Genomic DNA, 22139 nt, shown 5'->3' with positions numbered 1-22139 from the left:
TCATCGCCAAGCATGGAAAAATAGGAAGCAACAACAGCGTCGTTTTCTGTATCTGACCAATTATCCGAACTCATGATTGCCAGGCTAGACTAACGTTTTGGTTGTGTCATTTCGAAAAACGAACTGGCTGAAATTGTCACTACGTCATGCTCCAATACGCAATTCATTTGCTCCCAGTGCAAGACAACTCCTTCACAGCCAAGATGCTTAAAGTCCATTCTTCAGCTCTGAACGAATGAATTTGGAAGCTGAGCGGAAGTGGCTTGGTCCGGCGGCTTCGGCCCATCTGCCGGGTGTCCAGGTGTTGTTCGCGCCCTTCATCGGGCCACCATACAGCTCTTCATCCGTGTGGTTTTCGTTGAAGGTGTGGAGCGCGTGGAAGCGATCTTGCAGGAACGCTTTTGCTTCGGGCCAGTCCATGCTGATCTGACTTTTCCGTAAGTCAGCATTGTAGCGTTTCAGATCGTTCCACCTGTAGCCTTCTGCCGGAAAGAAAACCGTCTTCCCGTCCTGCCCATCGGCATACCATCCCAGAAAAAGATCGATCCAATGGGCGCGGTGCGCGACAATGTCCTTGATCGAGGTGTCCTCCCCGTCCTTCTTCATCGCGACCGAAACATCAATTGGCCCGATCAGCTTCGACAGCTTGTCGAACTCGTTCCGCGTGATTTCAAGCAATTCCGATTTGCTGGTAGCGGCCATTACATGCCTCCGTTTGCCTGATGGCTAACGGAATCTCAGGTGCGCGTCGTTGATGGAAATCAGTCCGCGGTCATGTGAAATTCGTCACAGGTTCACGGCAGCTGCGTGAATTGCGACCGGTTCTACGAGCAGCGCTGAAGCAACAGCTGCATCGCATTTTCGAAAAGGGCCGGCGTTTCTTCGGCGCGCGCAGCAAGTTGTGCCCCTTCCATGAGAGCGAGTCCCGCCGCAGCCTCCATCGGCGGATCGCCGACAAGGGTGATCGTCCCATCGGCCTTTCCGGCTTCGAAAATTTCCTTCAGCCAGGTTATCATCATGGTCCGAAATCGGCTGATCTGCGTGATCACATCCGCCGGCAAACTTTCCCGGCTTGTCGAAAACGCCACGCACAAACAGAGGCTTTTGCCCCCGTCCAGAGCCGAACGGTACTGATCGACGACCGCACGCAGTTGCGCACTGCCGGAAACCTCGGTCACAACGATATGCGTGCAGGCTTCATCGAGCGTTTTGTGATAGCGCTGCATGAGCGTGACCGCGAGCGCTGCCTTGGTCGGAAAGTGGTGATGGATGCTTGCCTTGCGGATACCGACTTCCTCGGCCAGATCTGCATAGCTGAAACCATCGAACCCGCAAGCGCGGGCGATGCGCTCGGCCGAATCCAAAACGGCGCTCTTTGTGTCAGTCGACATTTTCTCTGCCTGCTACCATGTGTTCCAGCGTATTTATTACGCTTTCAGCGGATTCCAAAGCACCTTCAATAAAGCCCCCGAAACGGGCAGCAACCTCGGTCCCGCCAAAAAGCAGAGTGCCGCCCCAAAGTTCCGCCATCGCACGGGGCAGGCCGTAGACCGGATGTGCGTAAAGGGGCGCTTTGTCCGCCAGTGTCGAGGTGTGCTGATCGAACGCCCAGTCTTTGATCAGAAGGCTAACGGGTTCTGCTGCCTTCTCTCCGAACAGACGGACCAGTTGCCGCATCAGCTGATAGCGCAGGGTTCCCATGTCCTGGCGATGTTCCGGCGCTACGCCGATGAAGCCGAAAAGCGCAAAGGAGCTGCCGTCCGTCGGAGATGCGTCATGGATCTCGACCATGGGCCCCACGCGGCTCATCGCATCTCCGGACAATCCCTCCTCGCGCCAGAAGGGTGTGTTGTAGATAGCAATGGCCTTCGCCTGACCCGCCATCCAGGTCGGGATGCCTCGCATCGCCCGGACGGTAGCCTCGGGAAGAGAGGGGGTAAATCGCAGTTCAGCGGCCAGACGGGGCGGAAGCGCCAGCACAACCTGCCTGGCAAAGAGACGTTCTCCTGTCGCCAGTTCCGCCGTGATCCCGACTTTGCCACGTGTCAGGCTGACGACCTTTGCATTCAAGCGCTTTCTGGTGTCCGGCACGCGTCCTGCCAGCACCCCGGTCAATGCATCAAGGCCTCCCTCCAGCCGCCAGGAGCCTGCCATCGATGCGTATCCGACGCCGCGCTGAACCCGGCCAGCCTCATCTTCATAGATCAACTGGCCTTCGGAAAACTGGTCGAATTTTTCCAGGCCAAGCCGTTTGATCATGGCTGCGATCCGCGGCTGACCGGGCCAGAACCAGGCTGGCCCTAGATCGAAATACTCTTCGCCGTAATGTTCGGTGAGGATGCGTCCGCCGAACCGGTCCCGTGCCTCGACCAGCATGTAGTCTGCACCCTTCGCCTGAAGCCTCTCGGCAAGAGCAAGACCGGACAGGCCGCCTCCAATGATCAGCGTGCTCAATCTAGAACCCTTCCGATGCCGGGCGCAGGTCAAGCTCGTGCGTCCAGGTGGAACGTGGCTGATGGGCAAGCTGCCAATAGACCTCTGCGATCTCGTCGGGCTTCATCATCTTTTCCGTATCGAGGCTGTGCAATGTGCGGGAACGGGCCGTGTCGATGATGCCGTCCAGAATGACGTGGCAGACGTGAATGCCAGCCGGTTGAAACTCGCGCGCCAGCGATTGCGTCAGGCCGCGCAGGGCAAATTTGGCGCTGGCAAACGCGGAAAACCGGGCACCGCCGCGCAAGGACGCCGTGGCACCTGAGACGACAAAAGTTCCACCGCCCGCCCGGGTCATCGGTTGCAGCGTGGCTTGCGCCAGCAACACGGCCGATTGCACCATGGAAGCCCAAGTGCGGCGGTAGTCATCCAGGGTGGTTTCGGCAAACGGGGCGATCACCAGCTCCGCCGTGTTGTGCACGACGATTTCCGGCGGACCGTGATCGGCAATCAGGCCGGCAAGTGTCGCCGGAACCGCCTCGGCATCCGCCAGATCCAGTTCAACAAAGCGTCCGCACGGATCATCCGGCCGCGTCCGGCCCAGGCCGACAGACATCAGTCCACCGGTTTCGAAACGCGAGACGAGGGACTGACCAAGACCAGCCCCCGCTCCGGCGACAAGCGCCCAGGGTTTGCTCTTTTCCGTCATGTAACCGGCGCCTTGGCAAAAGGAAGGTGACCCGTCTTTATCCAGACCTTCGCGCCCTCGTCCCCCGCGATAACCGACAGCCCTTGCCCTTCCGGCAGACGCAGCCACGCACCTTTTTCGAGTGTGTCCCGGCCCTCGGTCAGAGCTCCATCGATCACCAGCAGTTCGATCCCACCGGTGTCGGAATTGGTCAGGGTCGCGCCGTCATCGAGATGGCTGTACGTCACCGTCTCGCGATCATCCTTGTGCAGCTGCGTCGTTGCTACACCGTTTGATGGCGCCTCCAGTTCCTCTACCATGTTCTTGCGGAACTGGTTGCGGTCCTCCATGTCGAATTGCCAGAGTTTGACGAATATTGTGCAGCCGGGTTCGGACCTCGGCGTATGGGAGGTTGTCGGTGGATTGCGCACATAAGTGCCGGCAGGAAAATCTCCGTGTTCGTCCTGGAACACCCCGTCAAGAACAATGAATTCCTCTCCGCCTGTGTGGGTGTGAGCTGAAAAGGAGCTGTTCGGTGCATAGCGTACGATGGTCGTCGCCCGAGCGACCTCGCCGCCGATGCGGTCCAGCATTCGGCGGTCCACGCCAGGCATGGGCGACGCCTTCCACTCGGCCCGACCGGAGTGAACCAAGACACGTTCGCTGAAATCTGCATTCAGTTCCATATTTCGTCCTTTCGATCTGAAGCAAGGGCGACGTGGACCCACGCAGGGTTGGGAAAGTGTCCGATGTCATAGATTTTCATGACCATGTTCTTCGAGCTGGATTAAAATTCACATACCTACCTACTACTAGGTAGGGTAAATTTCAAGTTTGCTTTGACGCCCTGAATTTCACATAGACGTGATAGGGATGGGCCTGTCTCGGGTGAACAGGACATCGCACCCGACCAGGTGCAATTGCTTAAGTAGAAAAATCGGATGGTTTTCGTTGAAGGTGGCAGACCGTTTCGACATAGTCGTCACGCAAAATCACGATCGGGGTCTTACTTCAGGTGAAATACACGGGGTTGGAAATAGGCGTACCCCTCGCGCTTGGTTTTCCGTTTGCAAGGACGAATGCGGATCGCGGAACCGCATTTGACATTGCCGGACAGGGAATTACCAATCGGCCCTGCCTTCGGACGGCATGGGGCTGCGTCAAAAGTCGGGTTACATCGAAATCGAAGGAGGCAGCGTAATGGGACTGCGCTTTATTTTTATGCTGACACGAAACGACAAGACCGTGGAAGATGCCGAACAACACCTGGCGACCGCGCTGGCTGCGGGTGTGCATCACATCGGCTTCAAGGATGTCGGGCTGCCATTTGAGCGGTTGAAAGACCTGAACAAGGCGATCAAGGATGGAGGAGCAACCAGCTACCTTGAAGTTGTTTCGCTCGACAAGGAGAGTGAAATTGCCTCGGCGAAGGCAGCCGTGGAGATCGGTGTCGATATTCTTCTGGGCGGGACGAATGTAGATGCGGTTCTGCCGGTTCTCAAAGACACGGGCATCCAGTATTTTCCGTTCCCCGGCAAAATCGAAGGGCACCCAAGTGTGTTGTCGGGCACCATTGACGAAATCGTCGAAAGCGCGGAGCAGCTTGCTGCCCGAGACGGAGTGCATGGCCTGGATTTGCTGGCCTATCGTTCAACCGAAAATGGGACAGGGCTCATGGCGGCGGTCTGCGTCGCGGTCGACAAACCGGTCATCATCGCCGGGTCCATCGGTAGCCGCGACCGGATAGAGATTGTGCGAAAATCCGGTGCGGCAGGCTTCACTATCGGTACAGCCGCACTTGATGGCGATTATCCCGCGGACAGTCCCGAACTGGAAATGCAACTGCGCGCTATCCAGCGGGACGTTGCGGGCGTGAACGACCATATTTCCCCCTATGGCCCCAAGAGCCTCGTCCAATCCTTTGCCGCGTTCACGGACACATGGAACCCGAGGATCGTTGGTCAGGTGAACAACATGCACGTCAAGCTGGCCAAATTCGACGGTGCTTTTACCTGGCATTATCACGAGAGCGAAGATGAACTGTTTTTCGTTCACAAGGGCCGGCTCATGATCAAGTTTCGCGATCGTGACGAGGTCATCAATGAAGGGGAATTCATCGTGGTACCGCACGGTGTCGAGCACTGCCCGGTCGCCCTTGACGGTGTTTGCGAAGTAATGCTGTTCGAGCCCACCTCCACCCTCAATACCGGTACTGCCGTCGATGAGCGCACAGTTTCCGATCTTGAACATGTGTAGGTCCGTATCTTCAGTCCGGCAGAGCCTCACGTCCTTTCGGACTTAAATCATAAACACCGCGCTCGACACGCTCGAACCAGCCGTAGTGATCGTCCGCCATCATTCGGGTCGCGCGGTCGACACCGGTCGCCTTTGCCACCTCTGCACCGCGGCTGGGGCCATTGGCATTCAGATGTTGCGCACAGCGGATCGCATCCTGGCGATACGCCGTCACCAGGGTTACGCGTGTCGATCCACCGGTGTTGGGATCACCGACACGGCGGGAAAATTCCCTGAGCAGCCGGTCTTTGCGCTGTTTGGACTTCCGCGGTGTATAAGGTGCGGGATCCTGATGCACCTCAACCAGTCCATCGGAAAGCCTGACGGTAATCACGCCAAGGCCCAGTCGCCGTGCAAGCTTGAGATTGTTCTTCAGCGCTTGCTGAAACCGCCGACCGGGACCCCGGGCGACCGCCACATAGACAGCGTCGGTGACGGATTGGCGCGCGACCGCCTGATGGAAAAGGGTCAACGAGAACCCGGTTTTCAGTTCGACAATCACCGGGTCCGCATTGTCGCGACAGGCAACGATATCGGCAGACCCGACTTCGGCCTTCACCTCGTACCCCTGCCCAATGAGGAAGGCCTTTACCGGCGAATAGAGTTCGGTTTCCAAAATGCGCCCCATGCGCGCACCCTACGCTTGAAACACAAGGTGGACAATCGGCCAGAGAGGTCCACGGAAGTCCATCCACTCTTTCCCGATGAATTCGGATGTGACCGACTTTGACTGTCACAACGGTTGGGCATCGACAGAAGCTTCAGAGTTATCCCAATAATGCCGCTGCGCAATGCCACCCGTTCGAGCGCGATCCGCGAAGCCGCTCACTAACTGCTGAAGTATCGTGATTGGCCGCACAGTGGGTTGAGGCCACATCTTCTTCCGTGCGCATCGACTGTTTCTGAAATCGGGTCTGCCTGAACCGCCTGTTGCGGATTTCACAGACTGTTTCATCGGCAGCGTGTGTTTTTCACGATGAAACAGGCTCGCGAAAGGCCCTTCCATGGCATCGGCATTCGGATTTCCACCCCGCATCTTCCTAGTCGTGCCGATGGTCGCACTTTCTTTGTTCTGGTCAGACTTTTCGCGCGGTCAGGATACGGCGCCCCTGCCCGAATACGTGGTCGCGCAGTTCGGCGAACCGCCGGAAGTTCCGCAAGGTCCGTTATCCAGCGACGTATGGTCTGCAATCAAGGTGGCTTTTGTCGACAGCGCAACACAATCGGCCTGGGGAAAGGACCAAAACCTTGCTCTTGACAAGATCGCCGGCTCCAAGGACCCCCGGCTTGTCTGGATTATCGCCGACCTGATGCGATTTGCATCCGGACAGCAGCTGAATGCAGCGCTCACCGATGCTGCTTCCCGCCTCCTGGACAAAAAAATGCCAAATGAAAACCACTGGGGAGCCGTGACGGATCATCTCATTGCATGGGATATTCCAGCGCCCCCTGACTACCTGAAAGTGAAACGGGCGATCTTTACCAGCCTCGTTCCGGGCTGGGACAAGATCTTCGTCGAAGGTGATATCGACTGGCGCCACGTTTCCTGGGGTGGGGTGCTGATCGATGACCGGGCCTTTGGGACCACCGACGAGGCATGCAACTGCATCCCGGCAGCCGACAATCCGCAAGTCAGCAACGCGGAGGATGCAACGTGGCTCAAGGACGAGGACATTGTTTTCGGTATCGAGGTGAACGGGGAATACAGGGCCTATCCGCGGCGCATCATGGAAGTCCGGGAAATGGTCAATGACACGTTGGGAGGACGTCACCTCGGAATTCCCTATTGCACCTTGTGCGGCGCGGCGCAGGCCTATTTCACCGATCAATTGCCTGAAGGCCTCGAGCGGCCGGTTCTGCGCACGTCGGGACTGCTCATCCGATCCAACAAGGTGATGTATGACGTCAATACATATTCAGTGTTCGACACGTTTATCGGCAAGGCGGTGACGGGGCCTCTTGCGGAGAAAAACCTGCAACTGAAGCAGGCCAGCGTGGTGACAACCGACTGGGGCACCTGGAAGAAGGCGCATCCGGAAACAACGGTATTGGTCGAGGCTCTGGCACTAGGTCGCGATTTTGACTTTCGCAATGGCCGGGATGCCAATGGTCCGATTTTTCCGGTCGGAGATGTCGATCCGCGTCTGCCGGTACATGAGGACATCATCGGCGTTGTCACAGCGTCCGGAAAACCTGTCGCGTTTCAGCGCAGCAAGGCATTCGCAGCCCTGAAGCAGGGCAACGAAATCACATACGAAAATGTGCGCCTGGAACTTGATGCCGGTGGGATCAGAGCCATAGATGCAGACGGATCCGACCTCGGCAGTCATCAGGCATTCTGGTTCGCCTGGTCGCAGTTCCATCCTGAAACGGAACTCTGGCCAGGATAAAGCGAGGACCGGCAGGTATTTTGAACCAACGCCTATTCGGTCCAGGCTTTGTTTTTTGAAAAGATCCGCCACGCACACTGACTGTGTGCGTGGCATAACTCCGCGTTAGCCGCGTAAACGATGATGAAGGATGATCGGCACGGCCAGTTCTTCCTCATCGGAAAGATGCCGCTCGAGGAATGCCTCGATGGTTTCAGAGAGCCCATGCAGTTTTGCCGCTTCCTCACCGGCCTGCGTCTCGTCCAGCTGAATCAACTTGATCGCCCGGTTGGCCGACCCGGCAAAACTGTCCAGCACCCGATCCAGTTCCTGATGGTCCTTCTCCAGAATTTCCAGTCCGGCGTCAAAACGCGGATCGGCGGCGGACAGTTCCGGGAAGTAACTGTGATCTTCCCAACCGTGATGGCCGTGCAGATTGTTGACCAGAGCGTTGCCGTAATAGGACAGCCGCGCGGCAAAGTCGTCCGGTGCCCGGGATTTGTCCAGATAGCGCTCGGTCTCGACGCGCACAAGCTCACCCAGCCGCCGGAACATCAGATGCGCTCCAAGCCAGTGACGTGTCTTTTCCTTGAAACCCGGATGCGCCTCCCAGCTGTCGCGGGGATAATCGTCAAGCAGCGTGCGCATGGATGCGGGCATGTCGTGGGTGCGGATGTCGAAATCGATATTCATCGGCCCTCTCCTTTCCGCGCATATGTCGGGTCCCCGATGATGAAAATCCAGTTTCGCCAGTGCATTGCGGTTATGCGTGAGGCGGATGGCAGTTTCGTCTACTCGATTTCGACTATCAGATATTCACGTCCAACGTTGCCTTGGTTCGATCCATCGTCACGAACGTTCTGAATTTCTTGATATTCTCGTTACCGAAAAACAAACGCTGGGTGAGCTTTTCATATTCTGCCATGTCGCTCACCACGACAATCAGTACGAAGTCAACTTCTCCCGTCACGTAGTAAGCCTGCTGTATTTCCGGAGCTTCCAGAAAAGACTGTTTTACAACATCGATCTCGCCACCTGTTTCGACTTTAAGTTCCACTTCGACAAGTATTGTCAGCGGCAAGCCGACACGACCGGGATCCAGAATGGCCGTTTGAGCTGAAATCACACCATCTTTTTCCATCCGCTTGATCCTCCGTTGCACGGAGGGAGCTGAGAGGTTCACCAACGCTCCGATCTCACGCTGTGGGGTGGTGCTATCACGCTGGAGAATGCGCAGTATCGCGATATCGAAAGAATCCAGGTCGGTTGAGGATTTCACTCGCTTCAGTCCCCGTTTTTGCAATTTTGTTTCACTTAAAGCATATAAATTAAGCACATAACTCACATATTGAGAACTAAAATTGCAACTCAATTTACGGAGTGGCAAATGTTCTCAGAGTTTCGAAACGCCAAAGCGAGATTTCTCGCGACCAGCCCCGATCACGGGAAGCAGGCGATCAACATTCTGTCCCGTGACGATATCGATCTCGCGGAGCAGGAAATAACAAGTTGGCAGGGTTACCAAAAAACCCGTCTTGAGCGACTGGATAATCTGGCTTCGGAGCTAGATCTTGGAAGTATCCATTACAAGGATGAAGGATCAAGATTTGGGCTCGGCAGTTTCAAGGCGCTCGGTGGAGCCTATGCGGTCCTGCTTGTTCTAAGTCGCGCGCTCAGCGAGCAGCTCGGTCATCGTGTAACTGCCAACGAAATGTGGAATGGCAAATATGAAAACCTGCTCAAGCCACTGACGGTGATTTCAGCCACCGATGGCAACCATGGTCGTTCAGTGGCCTGGGGTGCAGCGCGATTGAACGCCCGGTGTCGCATTTACATTCATTCAAAGGTTAGCGAATTTCGTGCCGAAGCGCTTCGTGAACTTGGGGCAGAAGTCATCCGAGTCGAAGGAAATTATGATGCCAGCGTTGCAAGAACGCGCGCCGATGCCGAGAAACACGGTTGGTTTGTTGTTTCGGACACTTCCTGGCTCGGCTACAGGCAACCCCCATTGGATGTCATGGCAGGCTACGGCTTATTGGCGCGTGAAATCGTAAAAGCACTTCCGACACCACCGTCACACGTTTTTCTCCAAGGTGGTGTTGGTGGTCTGGCCGCATCAGTTGCGACCGTCTTTCTGCAGGAATGGAAAGACCGGTCGCCAAACGTATTTGTTGTGGAACCGGAACTGGCTCCTTGCCTTTTCGAAAGCGCAAGAAAACACCAACCGACTGGGGTTAAGGTACAATCTGAAACAATAATGGCAGGTTTGTCATGTGGCGAGCCGTCACCGGTCGCATGGACTGTACTCGACGCTATGGCTAACGGGTTCATGACAATCCCCGATAGCGTCGTGGCACCAGCGGTGCGCATGCTTGCAAACGGGACTGCAACTGACAAAAAGATAGAAGCGGGAGAAAGCGCCGTCGCCGGTCTTTGCGGGCTGATTTGTGCAGCTGTTCAGACTGATTTACGCGAAAAGATCGGGTTGAACCAAACTTCGTCCGTCATCTTGATAGGGTCAGAAGGAATAACCGATCCGGAGGTCATTGAGCGCATAATGTCCGGATGCAACTGATCTTATGAGATCCAGCCAAAGGTTGGTGAATTTCAACGTGCGCAAAGTTGTCAATCCTGAACCTGATCCTGCTTTTAAACACCGCCCGCAAGGGCCTCCAACGCCGCAATGTATCGATCCGCAAAAGCCGCGGCATTGGCGTGGGTCTGCAGAGGTTCGTCAAACCCGAAGGAAAGACACGTGCCGGCATTTGTGGAGACGACAGCGACCAGAACCGGGTGGATGCCGTGGTTCTGGGACGGCATCATCAGGACTTCGGAAAATCCGACCCTCCTTCCCGAAAGCCGGTTGAGATCCCCGACATCGGTAACGCAAATGCCTCCGGCAAAAACATCGCAGGCAGCTGCCATCTGATCGACCTGCCGGACGGTCTCCGGCAAAGGAACGCCGGCATCCATCTGGAGAGATGGCGGCCGGTTGCGGGTGAACTGGTTCTGGAGCTCACGGGCGATTTCGACCAGGCCGGTCTCCTGCAGGTCATTTCCGACAAGAAGATTGATCCCGGCGACATATTCCCCCACTGCGTTGCCGGCAATCGGCGGTGCGCAATCAGCACGCACATCCGTCGGCGCGACAATACCGGTCCAGTCCGTTCGGCCCGGCAATTCCCTGGCAGCTTCCACGGCGGCCGCAACAAAAGCGGAGGCCAGGTGAATATCTTCCGCCCGCAGCCGTTCATGCACGGCGTCAATAGTTTCGCGCGGCACCACGCGGAGAAAGCCGTGCGGTTTCCGTTGATCGCTCGCGGCCGGCGTTTCGACCTGCCACATGGTCTCCGCAGGCCAGACCGGCAGCAACGCACGATCACCTGAATACCCAGCCTCCGCCAACCCGACCTCGGCCGGGGCAGTCAGTGGCAGGGGCTCACCGCTCCAGTCCTCCGGCGCCGTCAAAATCGTGTCGAGATCGTTGAGGACGACGAGCGCAGAGCGTCCGTCAATACCGGCATGATTGCTGACGAGTGCAATCCAGACAACTCGGTCCTGATCGTCTGTAACAAGGGTAGCGCGCCACGAGACGGCTGCCACGTCGATCACGCGGGCGGCTTCCCGCGCATAAAAGATTTCAAGGTCAAAGTTCTCGTCGATGGGCTCAAGACGGATTTCAATCTCTTCGAACGGAACGTCACAGACCCACCAAAGCGTGTCCCGATCTTCGATCCGGGCTCGCATCATCGGATGGCGCTGATGGATCCTTTTGAGTGCCCGGATAACATCGCCGGCTTTCGGTGCCTCTTCAAACCTGGCAATGGTGACGAGTTGGATGCCGCCGTTGCCGCGCCGTGTCAGCTCTGCAAACAGAGCCTCCTGTGGGCCAAGCGCCCGCCCGGTCTTGTCGTTTTCGATCATTCACATATTCCGGTTTCAAACATCGTCGGTACGACCGTTCCGGCCGCGTGGCGAGTGGAGGCGGCCCATCGGGGCCGCCAGCCATGCACGGATACATACCAGCTCAATCGGGAGCAATGATCAGTCCGACGCTTTCCGGTCCAGCCGGAAGCCGAGCTTGACACCAACCTGAAAATGACCGACCGAACCGTCGTCATTCACATGACCGCGAATTTCAGTAACCTCGAACCATTCGAGATTGCGGATGCTGTTGTTGGCAGCGCTGATGGCATTGCGGACGGCCTGGTCAATCGAGTCTGGCGACGAGCCGTAAACTTCCGTAACCGGATAGACGTGATCCATGTTCTGTCTCCCTTGCGCGTCGATGCTCTGGTCACCTCCGCAAGCCAGCCGGCAGGACACACGCGCTTGTTCCTCCAGCCCAACATCGCGGCGTCTGACGATCGTGACACAAGCAAAGCGGCTTGTCAGGACGAGTTGTAAACTGCACCCCTGAATTGCAGGCCCGGTTAGATACCTGCCGTATGAGATCAAACGGTCGAACACTTAGCCGTTTTCTTGAGTTTGCGGCTGTTGTATAGTTAGCTCCATGGAAAACAATCAGACAACTCTCGACTCTGTGTTTCAAGCCCTGGCGGATCCGACCCGCCGTGCCGTGATACAGAAACTGACCAGTGGGCCGGCCTCGGTGAAAGAACTTGCCGAACCGTTCGACATGGCCCTGCCTTCGTTCATGAAGCACATTTCGGTTCTGGAAAATTCGGGTTTGATCCAGTCGGAAAAAGTCGGCCGCGTGCGAACATGCGAGATCAAGCCAAAGCAGCTGTCGGCGGCCGAAAAGTGGATCAACACGCAGACCGTGCTTTGGGAAGGGCGTATGGAACGTATGGCAAATTACGTTGAAGCGCTCGCCGCCGAAAACAAGGGCGACTAACGTATCGCCAGTGAACCGCCAACTTTCTATGCCGGCTAATTAATTTTGATGCCTTGGACAGATTGCTGACAAAGCTGCAAGCGTGTTCGCCCTATCTGCCAGAACCTCGCGTTCAATCCACACTCAAGAGACAAACCTCATGCCAGACTATGTTTCAGACGATCGGATCACCATTGTCCGTCGGTGCAGGACTCCGAGGGAACTGGTCTGGAAAGTCTGGACGGATGCGCGTCATGTCGCAGCCTGGTGGGGACCGTTTGGCCCTGAGGAAACGTCAGCCGAGATCGACGCCCGCGTCGGCGGTGTCTATTATGTCGGCCTGTGTGCGCCTGACGGCAGCGAGCATCCGAGCCGCGGAATTATCAGCGAGCTGGTTCCTCAGAAAAAAATCGTGATTGAAGGCGATCCGGATGCGCCTGATGCCTGTGGTGCGGGCCTGCCGCCACGGGCAATCGTGACGGTACTCTTTGAAGATGACAGCCTTGGTACCAGGGTAACCCTGGACGCCCTGTTTGTCAGTGAAACAGCGCGGACAGACGCTGAAACCCAGGGCTATCTGACCAGTTGGTCGGCGACCCTTGATGTCCTCGACACCTATTATGAAAATGTAATGGCCTCCGAGTGATTTAAGCCTCAAACGGCGACAGCAAACGTCCAATCGATGCTCCCTCTTCAGTGCTGCGTGCCGCAGCGCAACGGTGTCATGTACACTTCATAAACTTAGCCATTGACCTAACTATTTTTCACTCTTATAGTTAGCTCATAAGCTAACTTTTAATTCTTCTGCCTTCAAACCTTATTCGCCAAGGAGCCCCCATGAGTTCGAAAAACCTTGACCTGTCGATTTCCCGAATCCTGAAAGCCCCGCGGTCAGCGATTTGGCAGGCCTGGAAGGATCCGGAGAAGTTCGTGAAATGGTTCGCCCCGGCGCCGGTCATCACGATTTCCAAAAAGCACGAGTTTTATTCAGGCGGCGGATTTCACACATCGATGCGTCTTGAAGACGGCACGCTGATGGATTGGGATGAAGGATGCTTTCTACAGGTGATCGAAAATGAGCGCATCATTTTCACCGACGCGCTGCGCGGTGGCTGGCGCCCGAACGGCAGCGCGTTCTTTACTGCAGTCATCACGCTGAAGGACCACCCCGAAGGCACGCTTTATGCAGCGACGGCCCTGCACAAATCGCCATCGGATTGCAGCAGGCACACGGAGATGGGGTTCATGGATGGCTGGGGCAAATCCATCGAGCAGCTCGGGCAGATTGCCGGAACCCTGGTCTGACACCGGCCTGAAACCGACCCTGGACAAGCTGACCTTTCCGCGAACAAGGACACCTCACATGAAACCGATGATCTATCTCTTCTTCAAGGGCGATTGCCTGGAGGCCATGACCCACTATGCCGCTGTTCTGGGTGGCAGGATCCAGGGTGTCTTGCGCAACGCCGACGCGCCCGCCCAGGAGTTCTGCATGCCCGGTGGCGGTGACATGATCCTGAACATGAGCATGGTTCTGGAGGATAACCTGGTCATGGCCTCTGACAACAGCGAGGAAACCTACCGGATGCCGCAAGGGTTCCGCATTTCGATAGAACCAGACACCCTAGAGGACTTCGAGCGGGTGCATGCGTCCCTTGCCCGTGAAGCCCGGACGGTTGAAATGGAACCATGCGAAACCTTCTGGGCAGAACGTTTTGCCCTGTTCACCGACAGATACGGCACGCCGTGGATGCTAAACTACACAGGTTCGAAGGAGACCCGAAAATGACCGATCTTGTTCCCTGCCTGTGGTTTGACCATGGCGAAGCGAAAAAGGCTGCGGAGTTCTATGCGGCCACCTTTCCCGACAGCCATATCGACCAGGTGAATGCCGCTCCCTCCGACTATCCGGACGGCAAGGAAGGCAACGAGCTGGTTGTCGAATTCACCGTGCTCGGCCGCCCGTTTCTCGGGTTGAATGGTGGACCGAACACCCGACCCAACGAGGCCGTCAGTTTCATGGTGATGACGGAAGATCAAGCCGAAACCGACCTCTACTGGAAAGCGATTGTCGAAAATGGCGGCAGTGAAAATGCCTGCGGCTGGTGCAAGGACCGCTGGGGATTTTCCTGGCAGATCATCCCACACCGGTTAATGGAGCTGATGGCGGATCCCGACCCTGCCCGGGCCAAACGCGCGATGGAAGCCATGATGACCATGGTGAAGATCGACATCGCCGCACTTGAAGAGGCCGCCGCCCGCAAAGAGTAAGAACCTCATGGCGTGCGGACCGATGGTGTTGGCCAAGGGGTCAATGGATGCAAGACCTCACAAGAGCAGCATCATTGCATTCACCAATTGCACTTCATTTCACAACATCGATCCTGCTACGGTTGAGAGAGATGGCTATGGCAGCGATCAGCAGGACGCCCAGTGCAACCTGGCTCCAGGAGGGCGGTACGCCGGCAATCGTCAGTCCGTTTCGGACGATTGTCAGGGTCAGTGCCCCAATGATTGTCTTGACGACGCTTCCGTAGCCGCCGGTCAGAGGTGTGCCACCGAGTGCAACAGCTGCAATTGCGTCCAGTTCAATCATCAAGCCCGCCTGCGGCGTGGCCGCTCCGGCGCGAGCAAGGTTGACACAGGCCGCCAGCCCAACCATCAGTCCCGCGGCCGCAAAGACCTTGATCTTGAATGCCGTGACGTTGATACCGACGAGGCGCAGTACTTTTTCATTGCCCCCAACAGCCCTTAACTGCTGCCCGAACGCGGTTTTTTCGTAGAACACCCACATCGCGACGGCGACAATGGCTGCAACAATGAAAATGGCCGGAAATTTACCCATCGACAGAAGCCAGGGAGCAGACACAGAGGAAATGTTTGTGCCTCCGGAAACGCTGCTGTCGGTAATGTAGATCGCTGTTCCGTCGGACATGATGATGACGGCAGCCCGGACGATGATCAGCATTGCAAGTGTTGTTACGAAGGACGGAATTTTCAGGAGCGAGATAATTGTTCCATTGATCATGCCGATCAAGCCGCCGGCGAATATGCCCAGGACCAATCCGCCATCGCCCAGCCACAACATTCCCAAGGCACCGAGAAACGCTGAGAAGGCGAGGCTTGATCCTATCGAGATATCAATCGATCCGGTTGTCACGATCATGAGCTGCGCAAAGGCGAGCAGCATCAATACGGGTGTTTGCTGGGCGATGAACGTCCAGTTGCGCATTGACATGAAACGATCGCCGGAAAGAGCCCAGAACAAAAGGATTACCAGCGCAATTGCGATGAAGGGAACATAGTCGCGCAGTACTTCCACCCGTTTAGGCGTCAGGAACGATTGTTGTAAGGTTACGTCAGACATGGCAGCTTTCCTCACTCGCCGAGCGTTATGGCTTTGACCAGCCGGTCGGAAGTAATCTCATCGCGTTTGAATTCACGGGACGTTACGCCGTGATGAGTGACCAAGATCCGGTCTGCCAGGCGGCGCACCTGATCGAGGTTGTGGCTGATCAGGATGAAGGATGTGCCGTGCCGGTCGCGCACGTCCTCAACCAAGCGCTCGACCTCAGCGGTTTCATTCGGACCCAGGGCGGCGGTTGGCTCGTCCAGGATTACAATGTCGCTACCCCATGCAATCGCACGCCCGATTGCGATGCTCTGTTGTTGTCCTCCGGACATGGATGAAATCGGCTGAGACAGGTCTTGAACAGTCGTGACATTGAGCTGCTTGAGAACCTCGCGCGTTTTCTCGCGCATTTTTCGTTCATCCACGAATATCCCCCATTTACGGGGAATCCGCCCAAGATAAAGATTGTAGGGTGCGCTCATGTTCGGAACGAGAGCGAGGTCCTGATAGACAACTTCAATCCCGCAATCCTGCATGTGTGAGACGCTGTGTTCGGATCGTGGCACTTCCTTGCCCTTGATGACGATCCGCCCTCCATCCGGCACATGAGCACCTGCGACGACCTTGATCAGCGTCGACTTGCCAGCACCGTTGCCACCGACGATTGCCAGCACCTCTCCGCGTTTCAGGTCAAAGGACCCATCGCGAAGAGCCTGTACACCGCCGAAGGATTTGGAGACATTTTCAACCGTCAGAAGCGGTTGGGTGGATCCGTCATTCATGGTTCAGGTTCCTTGTGACTAGCCAGGCACTCGTTCGGCGAGATCTCTAGGCATATTTCTGGGAGATCCAAGATGGGTCTGGGCCAACACATCCAGAAATGACCCCCTGAGCACGGTATCTTCGGTTTGCCGGCTCAGCTCGATCTCAACTGCCTCGTAGATGCTGGGAAGAACAGCCGATTTCACATGAGCCTTGATCTCGTCGAGGAACGCTTGACCGAACCCGGCGTATTCGTCGCCGATGACCACAAGATCGGGGTTGGCGAAATTAATGCAATTTACGATCCCCTGCGCCAAATAGCGCGCAACCCTGTTGACTTCCTGGACAGCCAGCGCATCCCCATTGCCGTAAGCTTCAAGCACCTCGGAGAAACTCGTATCAGGCGTTAGCCGGGACCCGGCAAATTCTCTTGCCTGCTCGCGGATTGCTCGCAGCAGGGATATCCGGGAAGTGAATAATTCCAGGCACCCGTGGTTTCCACACTTGCAGACTGGGCCGTCGACGCTGATTGACGTGTGGCCGAGTTCGCCCGCCAGACCTTGTGCGCCGCGGTATACCTGTCCGTCCACGACAAGAGCTGATCCAATTCCTTGCCCGGCTGACAAATACAGCAAGACCCTGGCGCCGGCAGCGCGGGCATGATGACGCCATTCGGTCAGGGCGGCAGCCTTCGCATCGTGCGTGGAATGAACAGGTACGTTTGGATAACGCGAGCGGAGTTCGGGAATAAGGTCGAACCCTTGCCATTGCGGGCTTTCAGTCATCAGGATGACCCGCTCGTCGCGTTCCAGGAACGGCCCGGGGACGGCTACCCCGATGCCATCGATCCGATCCAGTTTCGCGATGAAGCGGTCCATCAATTTGGTGATCTCGGCAAAAGTCTCTTTCGCCAGGCTTTCTCTCGAAATCGCTTCTTCGGCAAACTCAACAATCTCCCCGCGCAGATTAAACGCACCAATCGAAAAGCTGCGTCTCTGCAATCTCAGACAAAGCACGTAGCGCCCGGAGCCGGAGAAGCTCAGACTGATCGACCGCCGGCCGCGCCCCCCGCGCACAAGCCCAACCTCTTCGACGACACCATCGTCCACCAGCGGTCCAATTGCGCGCGTAATAGTTGCCTGATCCAAACCCGTGGCTACACTGAGTTCCTTGCGCGAACACGCTCCCATATCCTGGAGCGCCGCCAGAATGGCACGCCTGTTGTGGCCCTGTATGCCGCCGATCGACAATCCTTTTTGTACTTCGTTCATGCCTGGACCTCATTTGCCTGTTTGGTCCGAACATAGCGAGTATTTCTTGCGTGCTGCAATGAATTGTCTTTTTTCAAACATTGACTGTCTCCTGAAACAGGATGTCAGCCTCAACCGCTCCATTTCGGACAAACTCAGCATTTGGCATATCAATTCGTGCGATCTTGTCGCTCGTTTCAACGTCACCTTTCCCGCCACGTTTGTGGCGTTGCTTCAGGCGTTCCATAAGGATGTGATCCGGAGCATCCATAAATATGCTTAGGTCAAAATGTGCTGCGGCCGAACGCCAGGGGTCAGCATTCGTCAGGATGTAGTTGCCCTCAACGACATAGACGTCTTCATTGCCTTCGATCCTCGTTCCTTCTGGAACTGGATCATGCCGTTGCCGCGAGTACAGCGGCCACCAGAAAGTATCACGCATGGTGAGCCGCGTAACGGCCCGTTCGAAAGCCGCGGCATCGAATGTGTCAATGCGGCCTTTCAAGTCTCGCGACTGTTCAGTGTCGAGTTGTGCGTTTGATTTGTGAAATCCGTCCATTGGGCAAAAGGCGGCAATCTGTCCTGATGCTCTTAGATCCTTGACCAGACTTTCTGCCAAAGTTGACTTTCCTGTCGCAGGTGGCCCTGCGATTGCCACGATAAGCGGTGAATGAGCTGAATGAAGTCGTGCTTTCACAGCGTCGAGAAGATCGGAGTAATCGGTGAGGTGTTCAGGCATCCATCCAACTCCGTGTGCCGGCATGGGTGCAGGATGCGCCGGCGATCCGGTTGGCTTTGCTCAACGCATCAACAAAGGATCCGCACTCGAGGTAAGCGTGGCAGAAAGCGCCATGGAAAATATCTCCAGCCCCCAATGTGTCGACAACCTCAACAGACAGAGCGGGTATCTGGCCTTCGTTGCCCTGATCGTGCCAGACAACGCCTCCATGGCCCCTTGTGATCGCCCAGCGGGGAATTTTCAATTCGGCGCACATTGCGGCAAAGGTGCGTTGACCGTCCGGGCAGAAAACCTCGCTGACAATTGGAATGTCCGCCAGGCGCAGAAAATCGGGCGACCATTCCTTCCAGCTGCCACCATCCAGAACGATCGGTCCTTCAAAGGCCTGCAATGCATCAAAGTGTTTCGCTACAAAATGTCGTTCATACTGGTCGATCTGGATCAGTTGAGCATCTGCAGAGATCAGATCGTTTCGCTGATGAATTTTTTCGCATTCGTCACCAGCTCCATTGACGATCATCCTGGCGCCCAGGCTGCGTGTGGAAATAACTGTAGAGAAGGGAATGCTATATTCCGGGTCGTCGCAGACATCGTGCACTGTGACGTTTCGTCGGATCAGATCCGATGTCAGAAAGTCTCTCATGAGATTTGGGGCTCCCAGCGATGTGGCGAGCGCTGCCTTGCCACCCATATGCGAGAACGTGACCGCTGCATTCAGCGCCGACCCGCCTGGCATCACGTCATTTGCCAATGCCTTGACCTTGCCGTCCGGGGCAGGAAAATCCTGTACCAGGGCTGTAACGTCCAGCACAGAGCGTCCTATAAAGAGTGCCTGGCTCATGCGGCCGCCCTTCGCGGGTCAAGCGCACCGTCGGCATAGCGCCGCGCCATGTCGGTCAACGAAATTGGCTGGATTTTGCGTCCGTGGCCGGCAGCGCCGAACCGCTCGAACCGATCCCGAACAAGCACTTCCAACTCGGCCATTCCTGCCAGGATGAAGGCGCGGGGATCAAAGTTTTTCGAGTTCTCCTGGGCAAACCGCCGCATGGCACCGGACATTGCCATTCTGCAATCAGTATCGATGTTCACCTTGCGAACACCGTGGCGGATGCCGCGTTCGATTTCCTCAACCGGCACGCCCCAGGTTTGTGGCATGTCTCCACCAAACGCATTGATCAGATCCTGCAAGTGCTGAGGCACCGAACTCGATCCGTGCATGACGAGATGGGTGTCCGGGATGCGGTTGTGAATCGCCTCGATCTGGCTGATCGCCAGGATTTCGCCGTCGGGCTTGCGCGTGAATTTGTAGGCACCGTGAGAGGTACCGCAAGCGATGGCCAGGGCATCGACTTGGGTTGCCGCGACAAATTCAGCGGCCTGGACCGGATCCGTCAAGAGTTGATCTTGGTCCAGTTTTCCCGTCGCTCCGGAGCCATCCTCTTCACCTGCCTCGCCAGTTTCCAATGATCCGAGCACTCCCAGTTCACCTTCGATCGAAGCACCGGTCCAATGGGCGATCTGCGCAACACGGGCGGTAATGTCGACGTTGTGCGCAAAACTCGCCGGCGTCTTTCCGTCCATCATCAGTGAACCGTCCATCATGGCCGAGGTAAAGCCCGCACTGATGGCGCTGACGCAGGCCTGTTCGTCATGGCCATGGTCCTGATGCAGGCAAATCGGATTGTCAGAATACATGTCTGCCAGAGCTTCGACGATCGAAACGATCATCCGGTCGCCGGCATATTTGCGGCGGACATTCAGGCTAGCTTGCAAAATCACCGGCGCATCGCAAGCCTGTGCGGCGTTCATGATCGCAAGGCCTTGTTCCATGTTGGAAATGTTGAACGCGGGCACGCCAAAACCATGCTCGGCCGCGTAGTCCAGCAACTGTCGGAGGGTAATCAGGGGCATGGTTTCGCCTTTACTTCCGGAACTTCAGGCCGTGGAATGTCGCGGAGCCTTCTTGCACGAACAGGCCCCACGCGTCGGTGTTCGAAATGTCATAAACCCTGAACGAAGCAACGACTTGCCCGGCGACAAAACACTCGATTGCAGATCCGTTACGCAGGATCTGTACCCGGTAGCGTCCACCTTCCGGAGTGAAGGCAAGCGGGCGCTCCACCAGGGGGCTGTCGATCTCCTGGCTTACTTCGATACCGTGTCTCTCCTTGAGCACAAGACTGTCCCAAAGCGGATCCATCGCGGCGGGCCAGCGATCGAAGACAACACGTTCTTTCATGGGTTCGATGGCAAGGCTGTAGCCGCTATCAAGATGGTCTCCGCCACGTGGCTCAATAAGAATTCCAACGGCTTCTGTGTTGGGGGCAGGTTCGATGACCACATCGAGAAGGACATCGTCACGGTCCGGACCGTCGAGCAGTGCGTAACCGTAAGATCCTATCGCGTTGCATCGCGGGCTGGGATCCTTGGTCCAATCACCCAACATTGGGCGCAGCTCATGTGGAACCGTGGTTGCATAACTCTCGTCGACATCCTGCGGCAATCGGCAGGTTAGAGTTCCATCGGGAAGCGAAACGAGCTCTCGTGGACTTCCCAACTCCCCGCCCCAGACCCAGCTGCGCTTGGGGCCGTGATGCTTGCGAAACGGGATCCACGCGAAACTCATGCGGCGCTCGCCGTCGCTTGCAGACTTGGCGGCATAAAAACGGCGCCCGTCCAGACTGTCGAGTTTGCGGCTTTCCCAGGGACCATCGGGCGACTTTGCGACGCGATAGACCGTCTGCATCCGCTCCGAATAGCGGCTCTCGACCAGGTACCACCAGTCGCCCAGCTTGAAGAGCTCGGGGCATTCGGGGCAGTGGGTCAACATGGAGGAGGCCAACGGCGGGCCGACTTCCCAGGTTTCCAGATCATCGGAGGTCGCCACGGCAATACAGCCTCGGCGAAACTGCGGCCCCTCTTTCAGGCGCGCTGAGATCAGCATCTTGAAACATCCGGCCTCATCGTCCCGATAGACGAACGGATCGCGCCAGTCGACTGTTTCATACCAACGTGGATCAGGTGAAATCAGCGGGTTTTTGCCAGATTTTTCCCAGATTCCCAGATCGGTTGAAGTCACCTTGCAGATGGTTTGCGGTGAGGAAGATTGACGATTGTAACCTGTATAGAAAAAGTGAAAGACACCTTTATGCTCAACAACGGAGCCGGTCCAAATGCCGTCACCGTCGCAGTCGCCGTGGGCACCGGGGCCGAAAGCGTCAGGCATCACCTCCCAGGTCACAAGATCGTCGGATCTCAGATATGCAGTCGAAACCCGCGCCCGTTCGACATATTCCCAGGCACCAACGGGCGGCTGGGAAAAAAACAGGTGCCATTTGCCATCATGATAGAACGGCATCGTATCTCCGGCGGCGGCACCGCGTTCCGGAGCGTATCCGAAAAGTCTCATTTGAG

The 22139-nt window shown here is 56.5% G+C and carries 25 protein-coding genes and 1 pseudogene; 9 read left to right on the top strand and 17 right to left on the bottom strand.

What is annotated here, in order from left to right:
• Positions 1-207: 207 nt before the first annotated feature.
• The 5 genes from K5905_RS00690 to K5905_RS00670 all read right to left on the bottom strand — a co-directional run bounded on the left by K5905_RS00690 (position 208) and on the right by K5905_RS00670 (position 3807).
• Positions 208-702, bottom strand: coding sequence for a ClbS/DfsB family four-helix bundle protein (locus K5905_RS00690; protein WP_297578970.1), 495 nt, complete (start codon positions 700-702; stop codon positions 208-210).
• 122 nt (positions 703-824) lie between these two features.
• Complete coding sequence (locus K5905_RS00685; RefSeq protein WP_297578967.1) at positions 825-1391, bottom strand: TetR/AcrR family transcriptional regulator; 567 nt, start codon at positions 1389-1391, stop codon at positions 825-827.
• Positions 1381-2454, bottom strand: coding sequence for an NAD(P)/FAD-dependent oxidoreductase (locus K5905_RS00680; protein WP_297578965.1), 1074 nt, complete (start codon positions 2452-2454; stop codon positions 1381-1383). The genes K5905_RS00685 and K5905_RS00680 overlap by 11 nt, the downstream gene beginning before the upstream one ends.
• 1 nt (position 2455) lies before the next feature.
• Complete coding sequence (locus tag K5905_RS00675) at positions 2456-3142, bottom strand: SDR family NAD(P)-dependent oxidoreductase (protein ID WP_297578963.1); 687 nt, start codon at positions 3140-3142, stop codon at positions 2456-2458.
• Positions 3139-3807, bottom strand: coding sequence for a cupin domain-containing protein (locus K5905_RS00670; RefSeq protein WP_297578960.1), 669 nt, complete (start codon positions 3805-3807; stop codon positions 3139-3141). Before K5905_RS00670 ends, K5905_RS00675 begins: the two co-directional genes overlap by 4 nt.
• A 283-nt stretch (positions 3808-4090) precedes the next feature.
• Here K5905_RS00670 and K5905_RS00665 point away from each other — a divergent pair.
• Positions 4091-4322 (top strand): annotated as a pseudogene (locus tag K5905_RS00665) (4-hydroxythreonine-4-phosphate dehydrogenase PdxA); the annotation flags it as partial.
• Positions 4322-5377, top strand: a complete 1056-nt coding sequence (locus K5905_RS31540; RefSeq protein ID WP_367186865.1) for a cupin domain-containing protein — start codon at positions 4322-4324, stop codon at positions 5375-5377. The pseudogene K5905_RS00665 and the gene K5905_RS31540, both read left to right, overlap by 1 nt.
• Before the next feature lie 10 nt (positions 5378-5387).
• Here K5905_RS31540 and K5905_RS00650 read toward each other — a convergent pair whose 3' ends face one another.
• Positions 5388-6044, bottom strand: coding sequence for a DUF2161 domain-containing phosphodiesterase (locus tag K5905_RS00650; protein ID WP_297578957.1), 657 nt, complete (start codon positions 6042-6044; stop codon positions 5388-5390).
• A 376-nt stretch (positions 6045-6420) separates the two neighbouring features.
• Between K5905_RS00650 and K5905_RS00645 the strand changes: the two genes are divergently transcribed.
• Positions 6421-7806 (top strand): DUF3179 domain-containing (seleno)protein, encoded by a 1386-nt coding sequence (locus K5905_RS00645; protein WP_297578955.1) that lies wholly within the window; start codon positions 6421-6423, stop codon positions 7804-7806.
• A gap of 105 nt (positions 7807-7911) precedes the next feature.
• Here K5905_RS00645 and K5905_RS00640 read toward each other — a convergent pair whose 3' ends face one another.
• Both K5905_RS00640 and K5905_RS00635 read right to left on the bottom strand, forming a co-directional pair.
• Positions 7912-8478 (bottom strand): hemerythrin domain-containing protein, encoded by a 567-nt coding sequence (locus tag K5905_RS00640; protein ID WP_297578952.1) that lies wholly within the window; start codon positions 8476-8478, stop codon positions 7912-7914.
• A gap of 115 nt (positions 8479-8593) precedes the next feature.
• Entirely contained in the window at positions 8594-9064 is a 471-nt protein-coding gene (locus tag K5905_RS00635; protein WP_297578949.1) for an Lrp/AsnC family transcriptional regulator, read from the bottom strand.
• A 108-nt stretch (positions 9065-9172) separates the two neighbouring features.
• Between K5905_RS00635 and K5905_RS00630 the strand changes: the two genes are divergently transcribed.
• A complete protein-coding gene (locus K5905_RS00630; protein WP_297578946.1) occupies positions 9173-10360 on the top strand; it encodes a diaminopropionate ammonia-lyase in 1188 nt (395 codons plus the stop codon).
• A 74-nt stretch (positions 10361-10434) separates the two neighbouring features.
• Here the strand turns inward: K5905_RS00630 and K5905_RS00625 are convergent, their stop codons facing one another.
• Together K5905_RS00625 and K5905_RS00620 are read right to left on the bottom strand one after the other, a co-directional pair.
• On the bottom strand, positions 10435-11709 hold the full coding sequence (locus K5905_RS00625) for a hypothetical protein (RefSeq protein ID WP_297578943.1): 1275 nt from the start codon (positions 11707-11709) through the stop codon (positions 10435-10437).
• Positions 11710-11829: 120 nt separating this feature from the next.
• Positions 11830-12051 (bottom strand): dodecin, encoded by a 222-nt coding sequence (locus K5905_RS00620; RefSeq protein WP_297578940.1) that lies wholly within the window; start codon positions 12049-12051, stop codon positions 11830-11832.
• A 247-nt stretch (positions 12052-12298) separates the two neighbouring features.
• Here K5905_RS00620 and K5905_RS00615 point away from each other — a divergent pair, with 247 nt between their 5' ends.
• The 5 genes from K5905_RS00615 (at position 12299) to K5905_RS00595 (ending at position 14893) form a co-directional block, all read left to right on the top strand.
• Positions 12299-12643 (top strand): helix-turn-helix transcriptional regulator, encoded by a 345-nt coding sequence (locus tag K5905_RS00615; protein ID WP_297578938.1) that lies wholly within the window; start codon positions 12299-12301, stop codon positions 12641-12643.
• Between the two features lie 139 nt (positions 12644-12782).
• Positions 12783-13268: an SRPBCC domain-containing protein gene (locus tag K5905_RS00610; protein WP_297578935.1), complete on the top strand. Its 486-nt coding sequence runs from the start codon at positions 12783-12785 to the stop codon at positions 13266-13268.
• A 191-nt stretch (positions 13269-13459) separates the two neighbouring features.
• On the top strand, positions 13460-13927 hold the full coding sequence (locus K5905_RS00605; protein ID WP_297578932.1) for an SRPBCC family protein: 468 nt from the start codon (positions 13460-13462) through the stop codon (positions 13925-13927).
• Positions 13928-13985: 58 nt separating this feature from the next.
• Positions 13986-14411 carry a VOC family protein gene (locus K5905_RS00600; RefSeq protein WP_297578929.1) on the top strand — a complete coding sequence of 142 codons (426 nt, stop codon included), beginning with the start codon at positions 13986-13988 and terminating at the stop codon, positions 14409-14411.
• The gene (locus tag K5905_RS00595; protein ID WP_297578927.1) at positions 14408-14893 is read left to right on the top strand and encodes a VOC family protein; all 486 of its coding nucleotides are present in this window, start codon (positions 14408-14410) and stop codon (positions 14891-14893) included. The genes K5905_RS00600 and K5905_RS00595 overlap by 4 nt, the downstream gene beginning before the upstream one ends.
• A gap of 94 nt (positions 14894-14987) precedes the next feature.
• Here K5905_RS00595 and K5905_RS00590 read toward each other — a convergent pair whose 3' ends face one another.
• From K5905_RS00590 to K5905_RS00560, 7 genes are all read right to left on the bottom strand, one after another.
• Positions 14988-15989, bottom strand: a complete 1002-nt coding sequence (locus K5905_RS00590) for an ABC transporter permease (protein ID WP_297578924.1) — start codon at positions 15987-15989, stop codon at positions 14988-14990.
• An 11-nt stretch (positions 15990-16000) separates the two neighbouring features.
• On the bottom strand, positions 16001-16756 hold the full coding sequence (locus tag K5905_RS00585) for an ATP-binding cassette domain-containing protein (RefSeq protein WP_297578921.1): 756 nt from the start codon (positions 16754-16756) through the stop codon (positions 16001-16003).
• An 18-nt stretch (positions 16757-16774) separates the two neighbouring features.
• Positions 16775-18007, bottom strand: a complete 1233-nt coding sequence (locus tag K5905_RS00580) for an ROK family transcriptional regulator (RefSeq protein WP_297578918.1) — start codon at positions 18005-18007, stop codon at positions 16775-16777.
• 73 nt (positions 18008-18080) lie between these two features.
• Entirely contained in the window at positions 18081-18725 is a 645-nt protein-coding gene (locus tag K5905_RS00575; protein ID WP_297578916.1) for an AAA family ATPase, read from the bottom strand.
• Positions 18718-19566: a PfkB family carbohydrate kinase gene (locus tag K5905_RS00570; RefSeq protein ID WP_297578915.1), complete on the bottom strand. Its 849-nt coding sequence runs from the start codon at positions 19564-19566 to the stop codon at positions 18718-18720. The genes K5905_RS00575 and K5905_RS00570 overlap by 8 nt, the downstream gene beginning before the upstream one ends.
• Complete coding sequence (gene fba, locus K5905_RS00565; RefSeq protein WP_297578912.1) at positions 19563-20636, bottom strand: class II fructose-bisphosphate aldolase; 1074 nt, start codon at positions 20634-20636, stop codon at positions 19563-19565. Before fba ends, K5905_RS00570 begins: the two co-directional genes overlap by 4 nt.
• A gap of 10 nt (positions 20637-20646) precedes the next feature.
• Positions 20647-22134, bottom strand: coding sequence for a family 43 glycosylhydrolase (locus tag K5905_RS00560; RefSeq protein WP_297578910.1), 1488 nt, complete (start codon positions 22132-22134; stop codon positions 20647-20649).
• Positions 22135-22139 lie beyond the last annotated feature (5 nt).

Source organism: Roseibium sp., from assembly GCF_025698965.1.
Classification (GTDB): Bacteria; Pseudomonadota; Alphaproteobacteria; order Rhizobiales; family Stappiaceae; genus Roseibium.
The sequence above is the reverse complement of the archived record's forward strand: the minus strand, read 5'-3'. Positions and strand labels throughout refer to the sequence as shown.

Bases quoted from the DNA above. Each gene is read 5' to 3' on its own strand.
- K5905_RS00615 (WP_297578938.1), top strand. From the start codon at position 12,299: ATGGAAAACAATCAGACAACTCTCGACTCTGTGTTTCAAGCCCTGGCG.
- K5905_RS00585 (WP_297578921.1), bottom strand. From the start codon at position 16,756: ATGAATGACGGATCCACCCAACCGCTTCTGACGGTTGAAAATGTCTCC.
- K5905_RS00575 (WP_297578916.1), bottom strand. From the start codon at position 18,725: ATGCCTGAACACCTCACCGATTACTCCGATCTTCTCGACGCTGTGAAA.
- K5905_RS00690 (WP_297578970.1), bottom strand. From the start codon at position 702: ATGGCCGCTACCAGCAAATCGGAATTGCTTGAAATCACGCGGAACGAG.
- K5905_RS00590 (WP_297578924.1), bottom strand. From the start codon at position 15,989: ATGTCTGACGTAACCTTACAACAATCGTTCCTGACGCCTAAACGGGTG.
- K5905_RS00685 (WP_297578967.1), bottom strand. From the start codon at position 1,391: ATGTCGACTGACACAAAGAGCGCCGTTTTGGATTCGGCCGAGCGCATC.
- K5905_RS00640 (WP_297578952.1), bottom strand. From the start codon at position 8,478: ATGAATATCGATTTCGACATCCGCACCCACGACATGCCCGCATCCATG.
- K5905_RS00675 (WP_297578963.1), bottom strand. From the start codon at position 3,142: ATGACGGAAAAGAGCAAACCCTGGGCGCTTGTCGCCGGAGCGGGGGCT.
- K5905_RS00610 (WP_297578935.1), top strand. From the start codon at position 12,783: ATGCCAGACTATGTTTCAGACGATCGGATCACCATTGTCCGTCGGTGC.
- K5905_RS00580 (WP_297578918.1), bottom strand. From the start codon at position 18,007: ATGAACGAAGTACAAAAAGGATTGTCGATCGGCGGCATACAGGGCCAC.
- K5905_RS00645 (WP_297578955.1), top strand. From the start codon at position 6,421: ATGGCATCGGCATTCGGATTTCCACCCCGCATCTTCCTAGTCGTGCCG.
- K5905_RS00620 (WP_297578940.1), bottom strand. From the start codon at position 12,051: ATGGATCACGTCTATCCGGTTACGGAAGTTTACGGCTCGTCGCCAGAC.
- K5905_RS00600 (WP_297578929.1), top strand. From the start codon at position 13,986: ATGAAACCGATGATCTATCTCTTCTTCAAGGGCGATTGCCTGGAGGCC.
- K5905_RS00630 (WP_297578946.1), top strand. From the start codon at position 9,173: ATGTTCTCAGAGTTTCGAAACGCCAAAGCGAGATTTCTCGCGACCAGC.
- K5905_RS00650 (WP_297578957.1), bottom strand. From the start codon at position 6,044: ATGGGGCGCATTTTGGAAACCGAACTCTATTCGCCGGTAAAGGCCTTC.
- K5905_RS00670 (WP_297578960.1), bottom strand. From the start codon at position 3,807: ATGGAACTGAATGCAGATTTCAGCGAACGTGTCTTGGTTCACTCCGGT.
- K5905_RS00560 (WP_297578910.1), bottom strand. From the start codon at position 22,134: ATGAGACTTTTCGGATACGCTCCGGAACGCGGTGCCGCCGCCGGAGAT.
- fba (WP_297578912.1), bottom strand. From the start codon at position 20,636: ATGCCCCTGATTACCCTCCGACAGTTGCTGGACTACGCGGCCGAGCAT.
- K5905_RS00595 (WP_297578927.1), top strand. From the start codon at position 14,408: ATGACCGATCTTGTTCCCTGCCTGTGGTTTGACCATGGCGAAGCGAAA.
- K5905_RS00605 (WP_297578932.1), top strand. From the start codon at position 13,460: ATGAGTTCGAAAAACCTTGACCTGTCGATTTCCCGAATCCTGAAAGCC.
- K5905_RS31540 (WP_367186865.1), top strand. From the start codon at position 4,322: ATGGGACTGCGCTTTATTTTTATGCTGACACGAAACGACAAGACCGTG.
- K5905_RS00570 (WP_297578915.1), bottom strand. From the start codon at position 19,566: ATGAGCCAGGCACTCTTTATAGGACGCTCTGTGCTGGACGTTACAGCC.
- K5905_RS00625 (WP_297578943.1), bottom strand. From the start codon at position 11,709: ATGATCGAAAACGACAAGACCGGGCGGGCGCTTGGCCCACAGGAGGCT.